The organism is Luteolibacter flavescens, from assembly GCF_025950085.1.
In the GTDB taxonomy this organism is placed as follows: Bacteria; Verrucomicrobiota; Verrucomicrobiia; order Verrucomicrobiales; family Akkermansiaceae; genus Haloferula; species Haloferula flavescens.
Genome location: NZ_JAPDDS010000003.1, coordinates 251,880 through 264,585 on the forward strand (window position 1 = coordinate 251,880; position 12,706 = coordinate 264,585).

A 12,706-nucleotide genomic window follows, 5' to 3' on the forward strand; every position below is an offset into this window, starting at 1 on the left:
AAAAGGTCCGCATTTCATCGAAAATTGGGTTGCATCCCCGCACCGGTCCACCCATTCTCCCGGCCCCGTCCGGGGGCACATGCGCGGTTAGCTCAGCGGTAGAGCACCACCTTGACACGGTGGGGGTCACTGGTTCGATCCCAGTATCGCGCACCATCCCCTTTCTTTCGTGACCGCCGCTCCCGACACTTCCCCGGAGCGCCTCGCCCTTCTACTGAGGCTGCTCGACGACGATTCCCCGCCAGTGCGGGCATCCGTGGAAGCCGCGCTCTCCGCCTACGATGGCGACGTGAGTGAATTGCTCGGCGAGATGAACATCGATCTCAGCGAGGCCGATCACGAGCTGCTCTCCCTGCTGCTGCTCCCTGCCCGGCGTGAACGCCTGCGCCGCGAATGGGTGGTCCCCGCCGGCGGTGCCGAAGCGGTGCAGGATGACTGGGATCAATTCGAAGCCCTGCTCCGTTCGCTATCCGACTATCTTCACGATGGCGTGACGATGAGACAGCCACTCGGCGATGCGCTCGATTTGCTAGCCGAGGAACTCGAAGATATCGGCGATCATCAAGGCGCCGCCGGACTGAACAAGGCCTTGTTCGAGAGCGGTCGCTTCAAGCCGAATATCCACGAGGAAGACGAGCCGGAGAACTATGACATCGCCCATGTCCTGGCGGGAAATCCGTCAAACGCGCTGGGCATGGGACTGGTATTCCTCTTCGTCGCCCATCGGCTGGATATCGATGTCGAAGGCATCAGCCTCCCGCAATCTTTCCTCTGCCGCTTTCACGAGGACGGGCAAGTCATGATGACCGAGCCCGCGGTGAAAGGGCGCACCGTGACCAGCGAAGATCTGGCACACCGCATCCGGCGCTATCCCCGCGAGATCCGATCACTGGCCGCACGTCCCGCTGCACCCGGTGAACTGCTGGTGAGACTGGTGGAAGAACTTGCCACCTCATGGTCCGTCCGTGGTGAGACAGTGGACGCCGAGCTCATGGAAGAGCTGCTGGCGACACTGGTGAAGGCGCCCTTCTGACGCCTTCACCTGAATCACTGCCCAGTGATCCGCAGGGGGATACTCACTGCTGACGCTGCTGCTCTTGCTGACGGCGAGCCTCTTCCTGCTGGCGCTGTTGTTCCTGCTGGCGACCGGCCTCCTCTTGCTGGCGTTGCTGCTCTTCCTGCTGACGACGGGCAGCCTCTTCTTGCTGGCGCTGCTGCTCCTGCTGGCGACGGGCCTCTTCCTGCTGACGTTGCTGCTCTTGCTGTTGGCGCGCGCGCTCTTCTTGTTGCTGACGGCGCGCTTCTTCCTGCTCGCGGGCGCGCTCCTGTTGTTCACGCATCCGCTCTTCCTGACGGGCTCGCTCTTGCTCTTGCTGCTGACGGCGGGCTTCTTCCTGCTGGCGTGCACGCTCCTGTTGTTCGCGCATCCTTTCCTCCTGTCGGGCGCGTTCTTGCTCCTGCTGGCGTGCTCGCTCCTCCTGCTGTTGCTTCGCGCGTTCCTGCTCCTGCTGGCGGCGTGCCTCTTGCTGTTCGCGGGCGCGCTCCTGTTGCTCACGCATCTGCTCTTGCTGGCGCGCGCGTTCTTCCTGCTGCTGGCGGCCACGCTCCCGCTCCTGCTCTTGCCGGTTCAGATCGTCTTGACGCTGCTGACGTGCCTTCTGGTCACGTTCCTGGCTTTCGCGTTCCCGCTGCTGATCGTCACGAGCTTTCTTCTCGCGCTCCGACATCTCCTTCTCCCATTCATCGCGCCTTCTCTGCTCGGCACTTTCGCGTGCCTGACGGGCGCGCTCATCCGCTGCTTGTTGACTTTCCCGTTCAGCCTTGTCGCGGGCGCGCTGCTGTTCGCGGATCGCAGACTCACGTCGTTCGCGAGCCACTTCCTGCTGCTGCTGGCGGAAACGCTCGTTCTGCTGGTCGATCTCGGCGCTTTTCTCACGCTCGCGTTGACGGTTCCTCTCCGCCCTTGCTTCGGCACGACGCTCCTGGCCTTCGGGTGTCTCGGCAGGATTTTGCAACGGACGCCTGCTCGGCATCGGCGACTTTTCCTGATTTGGCTGCTGTGGCTGGGTTTGCGGCTGCTGCGGCTGGCCGTTTCTCTCCGCATCCTGTTGCGTCAAAGGAGGCGCAGCATTTCCACCCCGGCCCCCACCACCTTGGTTCCGGCCGTTGCCGCCGGGACGATTGCGTTCCGCTCCGGTTGCAGGTGGGGTGTTAGGCCGAGCGCCGCGACCCGGTGGCGTGTTCTGCGGAGTCTCCGTCTGAGGCTCAGCAGCACCCTGACCCTGGCCCCTGCCGCGACCTTCGCGCATGCGTTCGGTGAGTTCGCGCTGCCGCTCTGCCAGTGATGGCTTGCGATCCGGTGCGCCACCTTGCGACTGCTTGCCGGGAGTGGCGGGCTGGCCCGGTCCGGCTTCCGGCGTTGGCTTGGGCTGATTCTTCGCCGCCTGCTCCTCGCGCCTCGCCACCATCTTCTCACGGCGCGTTTCCGCGATCTCGCGCTGCTTCGCTTGATAGGTCTTCTGCGCTTCGCCGACCTTCTCGCGGTTCGCCTGAAGCTGCTTCTGCGCATCATCACCCGCGGAGTTATCGCGCTTCCAAGCCACCGCCTGCTCCTTCTGCTTCTCGCGGGCTTCGCGGAAACGCTGCGTCCACTCCGGCTTCACGCCGCCCTCGGCACGCACCGGCTTCACGTCGTCCCACTTGCCCTTGACCCGCTCGGGCTTCATCCCGGCATTCCACCGGGTATTCATACCCGGCGCGAAGACCTCGAGGCGATTGCCGCGCATCTGTGCATTCCGGCTTGCGATATCGCGGATGCCCTTCGTGCGATCCGTCTCGAGCTGATACACCGGCCATGGCTTGCGAACCAGACCGCGCAGCTTTTCATAGCGCGGTCCACCGCTCACCACCCGGTCGCGCTGGATGTGGATGTTGGTGATATTGACCGTCTTCTTGATGAAGATGTTGTTCTGCGCGACGGGCAGGCAGTGACGCCAGATCGGGTCCGCCATGTTCCGGCTGTGGACGAAGCTGAAGAGCGAGTGGCCGATGCCAAAGTCCACCTCGACGCTCGAGCTCCAGCCACGGCCGCGATAGCAGAGCGTCTCCGGCGGCAGCGGTGCCCAGCCGATGCAGTCGTCGCCCTCGCGCCACGTCACCCAGGAAGGAGCCCACTCGTCGCCGGGCACCCACACCCACCCGCGACCGGAGAGCAAGGTCCAGCGGCCATAGTGGAAGCATGCCCAGCCGAAGGGCTCGTCCGAGACCCAAGTCCATCCGCGGTTCGTGCATGCCCACTTCCCGCGGGTGTAGGGACGCCATGAATTGTCCTGCACGACCACGGTCGGCTGATAAACGTAACCATAGTCCGGCGTCTCGAACCACGAGCCGTAAGGCTGGAGGTCATTGTAAAAGGTGCCGTAGTCGGCCACCGGCTCCTGGTAGTTCGGGATTGGATCCGGCTCCCAATCCTCAATGTAGTCCTGTCCCGCCAGCTCCAGCTCGCGCTGGCTCAGGCCGGCCTCGCGATCCGCGAGGTCCCCTTCCCGGTCGCGCAGGTCCAGCTCGCGATCTGCCAGTGCGCGCTGCCTTTCTTCGAGGGTCAGGTCACGCTGGTTCGCGTCTTGTTCGCGCTGAGCAAGGCGGTCTTCGCGCTCGGCTTCCAGTGCTGCCTTGTCCGCTTCCAGTTGGGCTCGCTCGTCATCCAGCCGCTGTCGCTCGAAGGCCATGCGCTCGTTTTCCAAGGCGGCACGTTCGGCTGCCATCGGGTCGGTAGCTTCGCTTCCGCCAGTCGTGGCGGAGCTGGACTTGTTCCTGTCGCACGAGGCGATCAGGAGACACAGGGCGGAAGGGGCCCAGAAGAAGTGTCGGGGTTTCATCGGTTGATGGGGATAGCAGTCACTTTGACCGAAGTCGGTCGGAGACTATTCATCCTCTTCTGCACGAAATCAAAGCCCGCCTTCAGACACCCTCGCGGACGCCCAGCGTGGCCACCTCGTAGTCGATGCGCGCCGGCCCGCCACGACCACCGGGAATCTCCCGCCGGGTGATGCGGGTGCCCAGCAGCTCCTCCATCATCCGAACTTCCAGGGTAATCGCCCCGGGATAGGCTGCAAAGACCGGCTGCAGCGGATGGTGATACTCCTCGATGCGAAAGCCCCGCGCCGGGTCATACTTGCACCTGCCGAAGCAGCCTTCCTTCTCCCGCAGGCCGGAGAGCAGCGTCGCCCGCTCCACCAGCGACTTCGCCTTTATCAGCTTCGGCCGCCAGCGCTCGCGGAGATGGGTGAAATACTGCATCAGCAGCCGCTCCGGCGCGGCATCGCCGAAAAGCGTCCGCGCCGCTTCCAGCAGGTCCAGCGAGAGAGCCGAGCCCGCCTGGGGAAAAATAGCCTCTGACTTTGGCGCCAGCCGGTACATGATCTCAGGTCGCCCGACCTCCTGCCGCGGCAGGCGCCAGCGCTCCACATAACCCAGCTTCACCAGACGGTCGCACTGGTCTTTCATCCCCATGTAGCTGCCGCCGAGACGCCGGCTCAGCTCGGGCACGGGCAAGCCTCCGGATACCTTCAATTCATCGAGGATCTTCACCCACCCCTCTTTCACCAAGTCGCGGAAGCCCGGCACAAACATGATGCAAACTCCCTGCCGATCCCGCCTAGGATCAACCCAAAATCGCTTTTTCTCTGCCCGGCCTTCACGACACCAAGCCTCATTGACTTCGCAAAATCCCAGCAATGGGACGCATTTCAAGATGCGTATGCGTCATTTTATTCTGGAATGCATGAGCTTTCACGCCTAATTCAGCACCCATGCACGATGTCCGACAGATCGCCGGCCTCTTTGAAATGAGGGCCGACTTCGTTGATGCCCAGCCTTACGGCTCCGGGCACATCAACGACACGTATTGCGCGTGGTACGATCAGGCAGGCATCCGCGTCCGCTTCATCCACCAGCGGATCAATCACCAAATCTTCAAGGACCCGGCGAGCCTGATGGAGAATATCGAGCGGGTGACTTCCCACTCGCTGGCCCGCCTGCTCGACCAGAACCACCCGGAAGCCCGGCGTCGCACCTTGTCCGTCGTACCCGGCCTCGACGGAAAGCCCTTCGTGGTGGACCGCGAGGGGAATTTCTGGCGCACCTATCCCTTCATCGAGCGCGCCCGCGGCTATGATGAGATCCGCACGAATCTCCAGGCAGAGCAAGCCGCGCGGGCCTTTGGCGAATTCCAGAAGCTCGCGGCCGACCTTGGCGGCAAGCGCCTGAACGAGACGATCCCGGACTTCCACCACACGCCGAAGCGCCTCCAGGCACTGCAGGACGCGATCGCCGCGGACAGCTTCGGACGCGTGCTCGGTTGCCAGCCGGAGATCGAGTTCGCACTCGCCCGTGCCAACGATTGCCGGAAAGTCACCGACCTCATCGCCGCGGGCGTCATCCCCGAGCGAGTGACCCACAATGACACCAAGCTGAACAACGTCCTCCTCGATGATGTGACCTCGGAAGGCGTGTGCGTCATCGATCTGGACACCACCATGCCGGGCTCCGTGCTCTATGACTTCGGCGACATGGTCCGCACCGCCACTCCGACCACCCGTGAGGATGAGACGGATCTCTCGCTGATCAGCATGCGGCTCGACCGCTTCGATGCGCTCGTCCGCGGCTATCTCGATACCGCCGCCTCTTTCCTGAACCGCGCGGAAGTGGATCACCTCGCCTTCTCCGGCAAGCTGCTCACGCTGGAGTGCGGCATCCGCTTCCTCACCGACTACCTGCAGGGCGACACCTACTTTAAGACGAAGCGCCCCGGCCACAATCTCGACCGCTGCCGCTCGCAATTCACCATGGTGAAGGCCATCGAGGAAAACCTCGAGCGCATGGAAGAAATCGTGCAAGTGACCGCCGGCAGCGACAAGATCGTCTTCGCCGCCTGACTGCCCCCCATGAAAATCCTCGTCACCGGAGGCTCCGGTTTCATCGGCTCGCACATCGTCGAGCACTATCAGGACAAGGCGGACGAGATCCGCGTAATCGATAATCTGCGCACGGGATACCGGAAGAATCTCAATGGCCTGAAGCACGTCTTCATCGAAGGCTCGATCACCGACCACGAGACCGTGGCAAAGGCAGTCGAGGGAGTGGACTACGTCTTCCACCTGGCCGCGCTGGTCAGCGTGCCCGAGTCGATGGCGAAGCCGGCCGAGTGCGTGGACATCAACGTCCACGGCCTGTTGAACGTGTTGGAAGCCTCCGCAGCAGCAGGCGTGAAGAAGCTCGTTTTCGCCTCCTCCGCCGCGATCTACGGCGACAATCCCACGGTGCCGAAGCTGGAGACGATGCTGCCGGAACCGAAGAGCCCGTACGCGATCACGAAGCTCGACGGGGAATACTACCTCGACCTTTTCAACCGCGAGCGTGGCTTGGAAACCGCGGCCATCCGCTTCTTCAATGTCTTCGGTCCGCGCCAGGATCCGAAAGGCGCGTATGCCGCAGCCGTGCCCATCTTCATCGAAAAGGCGCTCAAGGGAGAGGACATCACCGTGCATGGCGATGGCCAGCAGACACGCGACTTCATCTACGTGAAGGACATCGTCGGCGCGCTCTCCTTCGCCGTGGAGACTCCCGGTGTCACCGGTGTCTTCAATGCCGGCTATGGCGGCCAGATGACCATCAACGATCTCGCCACGAAGATCCTCGCCGCAGCCGGTTCCACCTCGCAGGTCCTGCACGGTCCCGAGCGTGCGGGCGATGTGAAGCACTCGCGCTCCAGCGCCGACAAGCTCCGCGACGCGGGATGGCAACCGGCTCACGCGCTGGACGAATCGCTGGCGACAACGCTGGAGTTCTTCCGGAAGTAAGCCGCCGGATCGCGATCCCCCGCGGCTTTTCTCCGTGTGTGATGTGATTTGATCTGACCGACGAGGAACCCAGCACGCCGGGACCACTGGGCCCCGACGCGCTTGAGCAACTACCCTAGCCGGGGCCTGAAATTTTTTGAGGAAGACACCCTGCCCGCCCCCCGGCGGACAGGTGCCGCTCCCTCTTCATCGGTCGCCTGACAGACAGTGGCAGGCGCGGATGTCCACACGGCGAGCCCCCCGGCATCGCATGCAACATATCCATCGCCCTTTGCCACGGTTCCCCCCGTCAGGCGGGCTGGTGTGCATCGGAAATAGGTCGGCACCGCGGGGCTTTCGCCCCGAAGCGGTGCCACGAGTTTCTCCATCCCATCATCCCCGCCCGTCCCGACAGCACCCCCCGGAACTACCGGCCCGGTCGAGGAGGGTTGGAGGTGGAAGAAGCTCGTCATGTCACCTCAATCGCGTTCCGGAGATCCCGATTTCCAAAAAATGTGAGATTTTTTAAAAATGCGATTTTCCACGTTCGGCGAAGCTTCAGGTGTCCTCGCAATAAGCACCGACGAAAAAGGCGCAGACATCGCTGTCCACGCCTTGGTCGAAAGAGGATGCCGTCAGGATTCAGAGCTGCAGCCCGTAGCTGCGGCCACCGACGCCGTCATACCAATTCACATAGGCGGCATTCACCATGGCGTAGCCGCCGGGAGTCGGGTAGTCGCCGGTGAAGTACCAATCGCCGCAGGGGCCCTTCACGGACGCGTGCAGATTCTCGATGGTCTGGAAGATGACGTGCACGTCGCAGTTGATGTCCTCGGGCGACACCATGCGGCTGATCTCCGCGGAAATCTCGTCGTCGGTGAAGGCCTCGTAGATGCCCTTCACGCGGTTGACCATTTCCGACGTCGGCTTCAGCAGCTCGCTACGGCAGTCCTCGTAGATGCTATCGAGGAGAGCCTGGCGACCGGCGCGGCGGTGCAGGGCGATCGCCGCCTGGAAGGCGATGAACTTGCCCAGCTCCGACATGTCGATACCGTAGCAGTCCGGATAGCGGATCTGCGGTGCGGTGGAGCAGACGACGATCTTGCGCGGGGTGGTGCGAGCGAGGATCTTGAGAATCGACTTCTTCAGCGTGGTGCCGCGCACGATCGAGTCGTCGAGGGCCACCAGCGCATCGTCCGGACGGACCACGCCGTAGGTGATGTCGTAAACGTGGGACACCAGTTGGTCGCGGCCCTTTTCCTGGGCAATGAAGGTCCGCATCTTGATGTCCTTGTGGGCGATCTTCTCGCCACGCGGCCAGTTGCGGAGGATGAGGTCGTCGAGCAGCTCCGGGGTAAGCTCCCCGTTTGCCTGTGCCTCGAGGATGGACGAGCGGACCTGCTGGCGGCGGTAGAGGCGGAGGCCGTCCATCAGGCCATAGTAGGCGGTCTCGGCGGTATTCGGGATGAAGGAGAAGACCGCCTTGTCAAAGGTGCTCTCGATCGCCTTCACCACCTGCGGCACCAGCGAGGCACCCATCGCCTTCCGCTCACGATAGATCTGCGGGTCATTGCCACGGGAGAAGTAGATCTTCTCGAAGGAGCACGGCGTGTACTTCTGCGGCGGGGAAAACGGGGTATCGTTGAAGGTGCCGTCCGCCTTGATCGTGACGACGCAGCCAGGATCCAGCGCCTTCACCTGCGAGGCATCGGCCTCGAAGACGGTCATCAGCGGCACTCGCTCGGAAGCGAAGGCGATCACGTCCTCCGTCACCAGCATGTGGCACGGGCGGATGCCGCGCGGATCGCGCATCACGAACATGTCGCCATTTCCGACGACACCGCAGATCGAGTAGCCGCCGTCCCATGCCTGGGCGGACTCGCCGACGATACGGGCGAGATCCAGCTCGGAAGAAATCCGCTCCGGCATCTCGCGGCCGTCCACACCCTCGTCCCGCAGCTTGCGGTAGAGATCGGTGTGCGCCTCATCGAGGTGGAAGCCGATCTCCTCGAGCACGGTCTGCGTGTCGGTGCCGAAGACCGGGTGCTGGCCGCGATCGACGAGCACCTGGTTCAGCTCCGCGGCATTGGTCATGTTGAAATTGCCCATGACCATGAGCGTGCGGGTCGGCCAGTTGCTGCGGCGCAGGTACGGATGGCAGGAGCCTTCGTCGAATTCGCCGGACGTGCCGTAGCGCAGGTGCCCGACGAGGACCTCGCCGCCGAAGTCGTAGTTCGCCTTGATGCTTTCCGGGCGCTTCGGATCAAGCAGTCCCTTGCGGGCCATCTTGTTGAAGTTCTTCATCTCCTTGCGGAAGATGTTCGACAGGCCGTCCCGCTCGCTGTCGCGGCGGCGGAAGATATACGGCTGGCCGAGCGGCATATCGAGCTTCGCGCAGCCGATGCCCACGCCGTCCTGACCGCGGTTGTGCTGCTTTTCCATGAGGAGGAAAAGCTTCTGGAACCCCCAGAGGGTGGTGCCATAGCGGTCGTAGTAATAGGCCAGCGGTTTGCGGAGCCGGACGGCGGCAATTCCGCATTCGTGCTTCAGGAAGTCGCTCATGGAGACTGGAGAAGAAAAACCGCGAATGGACGCGAATGGACGCTAAGTAAAGTGTCGGATCAAAGGACGGGGACAATTCGTTCCCGTCCGGACTGCCGGGGCTTGAAATCGATGACCACCAAATCGGGTAGATATCCGCCCATCTGGATGGCCCGCCACTGAACCGCATGACGCGGCTGCGGGGTATAAGGGATTCCACGGAACACGAATGAAAACATGGACGCGGCAGCGCGGGCACTCCCCGCGCACACCTCGTCCTTGGGATTCAGTTCGCGTCCATTGGCATCCATTCGCGGTTGGGAGTCGCTTGGCGGGTTACTCGCCGCGGACTTTCACCCGGACACCCTCGGTGTCAACCAGGGTGCCAAGGATTGTTCCTCCCGGACCGGCGGAGAGGATCTTTTCCGCCTCGGCGGGCGAAACGATGGCCACCCAACCGATACCCATGTTGAAGGTGTGGAAGCGGTCTTCCGAATCCACGTGGGCCAGCAGCTTGTCGATGCCGGGGAGTTCCCACTTCGGGATCTCCAGATCGGCACCGAAGCCGCGGAAAAGGCGCTCCAGATTCTCCGGCAGGCCACCGCCGGTGATGTGGGCGTAGGCCTTCGGCTTCACACCGGCGGCGCGGATGTCGCGGACGACATCGTGATAGAGACGGGTCGGCTCCAGGAAACCGGTGAGCTCCTCCTCGCTCACGCAGCCGGGATTCTCCTTCAGCACGCGGCGGACGAGACTCCAGCCATTGGCGTGGATGCTGTCCGACTTGTAGCCGACGAGCACGTCGCCGACCTGCAGCGTGGACGGATCGATCAGCTCGGGCTTCTCGGCGCAGCCGATGCAGAAGCCGGAAAGCTCGATCACGTCGGCCGGGACGATGCCGGGCATCTCCGCGGTTTCGCCGCCCGCGAGAATGCAATCGCAAGAAGCGAGGTAGTCGCACATGCCCGCGATCAGGCGGGTGATCTTCTCTTCATCCAGCGCTGCGATGCCGATGTAGTCGAGGAAGAGCAGCGGATCCCCACCGGTGGTGAGGATGTCGTTCACGCTCATCGCGACCAGGTCCTTGCCGGCGATCTCCAGGAGATCGTGCTCCAGCAGGAGCTCCAGCTTCGTGCCCACGCCATCACAGCCGGTCACGATCACCGGCTCTTTATAAGAGCTGAGATCGTAGCAGGCAGCGAAGAGACCGAATGCTCCGAGAAGCTTACGGTTCTGCTGCGTGCGGGCCACGTGGCTCTTGATGTCACCCACCAGGGCGGCCGCTCTACGCGTGTCCACCCCGGCCTGCTGGTAAGTCAGCTTTGATCCCATGCGCTCAGTCCGCGCGTTGTGACAGCGCCCCTCCCGGCGGTCACGCGGAAAAACCGGGAATTACCGGCGGGCCGGTTAGGAGCCGCCTTCGCGAAATCATTTTAGATTTCCTAAATATCAAGATTGTGTATCAAACCCGCGCACCATTGCCAATGGACCATCCTCCCCGATTCGCGTTCCTCCAACCGGCACTCCGCGTGGGTCTGCCGCTTATCTTGCTCGCCGCGATGATCCTCGCGATCTTCCAGCAGGTCTTCAAATCGCCGATGGCGTTCGACGACAATCTCTCGATCATTCACGTCAGAAGCTTCAAGGGCTGGATGGAAATATGGGGGCGGGATGCCTTCGATTTCTTCCGCCCGATGAAGAGCTTGTTCTTCTTGCTGATCGAAGAATCGGGCGGCGGGATGACCCGCTATCACTGGGCCACCCTGGCCGCCTACTACCTCGCCACCTGCGGCGTCTTTGCCCTGACCCTGCGTCTCTCCGGAAATGCCATCGTGGCATTTGCCACAGGAGCCATCTGGGCAATCGCACCGACCGGCGGGACCGTCGCCACCTGGGCGAGCTGCTTCAATATCAACCTCGCAGCCGCCGCGATGACCTTTTGCGCCCTTTCCTACGATGTCATGCGGAGCGGCTCAGGCCGCCGCACCATCATCCCGGGGATCATGGCCACGCTGTTCCTTGTCCTGGGCCTGCTCTCCTATGAGACCGCGATCGCCACCGCGCCTCTCCTCGTGCTTGTGGATGCCTTCCGCGACAGGAAGATCTTTTGCAAACGGTCGATGATCCACTATGGGGTCATCGCCCTGATCGTGATTTCTTGGCTTGTCTGCCGCAAGATGATCGGTGCCCCTCCTTACCGGGGCAATAACCCGAGCCTCGATCCGGCGATGCCGCTCTGGCAACTCTCCGCCTCGGCCCCCTACTTCCTCTGGACCCACCTGCTGATGTGGCTCTTCCCTTCCGGCAGGCTGGAGACCTTCGGCAGCTACCTCTGGGATCGCTCCGTCCCCGCTGTCATCCTTCCCTTCTGCTGGATTTTCCTCCTCGGCACCATCTTCCTGGGCGTCCGGCTCTGGCGGCGGGCTCCCCTCTTCTTCTTCGGCGCGGCTTGGTTCATAGTCGCGGCATTTCCCTCGGGGAATTTCATCCCCATGAGGAATACACCCTTCGCCGACTACTACGTGCCCATCCCGTCCATCGGACTCTGCCTGATGCTGGCGGCGATCCTTCGCGCAGCCATTCAGCGCCTGCGGCATCCGGGCATCGGCCGACCCGCCATGGCCGGGGCGGTCGCCATCCTCGTGGGCATCTCAGGCTGGCGACTCGCCCAGCTTCCGGTGCTCTTCGATTGGCTGGAAGCCTGGGAAGTGCCACCCCAGATCATGGCGAAGACTGCGGCCGCGCGCCCGCACCAGTTCTTCGCCCACGCCTCGGTCGCCTACGAACTCGCCCTCGGCCCCACGGAGAAGACCCCGGAAACACTCGATCTGATCGAAGCCAACGCCCTCGAAGCGGAGAAGGACATGCCCGACATGGCCATCATCTACACCACTCTAGGTGAAGTCGCCCGCTACCGTGGCCAGCGCGACCTCGCGATCCAGCACTACGAGAAGGCCCTCAAGCTGCGGCATATCAGCTACAAGATCTTGCTGCTGACGCGCCGCCAACTGGTCCTCTGCCTGATGGAGCCGCCCAACGCGGACTACGAAAAGGCCCACGCAAACCTGTTGATCCTGCTCCGCCATCACGAGCACGTCGAACATCCGGGATACGTCCTGCTCGCGGCCACCCTCATGCGCGAGTGGGGCAAGCCGGAGGAAGAAATCAAAACCCTGGAGAAGGGCCTGAGCTACCACCCTGATAATGCGGAGATCCGGACCGCCTTGGAAAAAGCACGCGCCCGGGCCGCGGCGCCCTCGAAATGATCACCCCATCGATCCGCCCGAATACCCCGCAAATGCGGCAAGCCCGCCCGATATTTTAGA

At 62.9% G+C, this 12,706-nt stretch carries 8 protein-coding genes and 1 tRNA gene; 5 read left to right on the forward strand and 4 right to left on the reverse strand.

The window, feature by feature from the left end:
- Positions 1–81: 81 nt before the first annotated feature.
- Both OKA04_RS06835 and OKA04_RS06840 read left to right on the forward strand, forming a co-directional pair.
- Positions 82–156, forward strand: a tRNA-Val gene (locus OKA04_RS06835).
- Between the two features lie 13 nt (positions 157–169).
- The gene (locus tag OKA04_RS06840) at positions 170–1,033 is read left to right on the forward strand and encodes a transglutaminase family protein (RefSeq protein ID WP_264500399.1); all 864 of its coding nucleotides are present in this window, start codon (positions 170–172) and stop codon (positions 1,031–1,033) included.
- A 43-nt stretch (positions 1,034–1,076) separates the two neighbouring features.
- Here the strand turns inward: OKA04_RS06840 and OKA04_RS06845 are convergent, their stop codons facing one another.
- Both OKA04_RS06845 and OKA04_RS06850 read right to left on the reverse strand, forming a co-directional pair.
- A complete protein-coding gene (locus OKA04_RS06845) occupies positions 1,077–3,878 on the reverse strand; it encodes a DUF6600 domain-containing protein (RefSeq protein WP_264500400.1) in 2,802 nt (933 codons plus the stop codon).
- Between the two features lie 82 nt (positions 3,879–3,960).
- Entirely contained in the window at positions 3,961–4,632 is a 672-nt protein-coding gene (locus OKA04_RS06850) for a helix-turn-helix transcriptional regulator (protein ID WP_264500401.1), read from the reverse strand.
- A gap of 179 nt (positions 4,633–4,811) precedes the next feature.
- Between OKA04_RS06850 and OKA04_RS06855 the strand changes: the two genes are divergently transcribed.
- Both OKA04_RS06855 and OKA04_RS06860 read left to right on the forward strand, forming a co-directional pair.
- Positions 4,812–5,936: a phosphotransferase enzyme family protein gene (locus OKA04_RS06855; protein WP_264500402.1), complete on the forward strand. Its 1,125-nt coding sequence runs from the start codon at positions 4,812–4,814 to the stop codon at positions 5,934–5,936.
- Between the two features lie 9 nt (positions 5,937–5,945).
- Entirely contained in the window at positions 5,946–6,860 is a 915-nt protein-coding gene (locus OKA04_RS06860) for an NAD-dependent epimerase/dehydratase family protein (protein WP_264500403.1), read from the forward strand.
- 621 nt (positions 6,861–7,481) lie between these two features.
- On the opposite strand, the gene OKA04_RS06865 is transcribed toward OKA04_RS06860, so the two are convergent.
- Together OKA04_RS06865 and purM are read right to left on the reverse strand one after the other, a co-directional pair.
- Entirely contained in the window at positions 7,482–9,401 is a 1,920-nt protein-coding gene (locus tag OKA04_RS06865) for an amidophosphoribosyltransferase (RefSeq protein ID WP_264500404.1), read from the reverse strand.
- Positions 9,402–9,716: 315 nt separating this feature from the next.
- Positions 9,717–10,712 carry a phosphoribosylformylglycinamidine cyclo-ligase gene (gene purM / locus OKA04_RS06870; protein WP_264500405.1) on the reverse strand — a complete coding sequence of 332 codons (996 nt, stop codon included), beginning with the start codon at positions 10,710–10,712 and terminating at the stop codon, positions 9,717–9,719.
- Positions 10,713–10,864: 152 nt separating this feature from the next.
- On the opposite strand from purM, the gene OKA04_RS06875 reads away from it, so the two are divergent.
- The gene (locus OKA04_RS06875) at positions 10,865–12,646 is read left to right on the forward strand and encodes a tetratricopeptide repeat protein (protein ID WP_264500406.1); all 1,782 of its coding nucleotides are present in this window, start codon (positions 10,865–10,867) and stop codon (positions 12,644–12,646) included.
- Positions 12,647–12,706 lie beyond the last annotated feature (60 nt).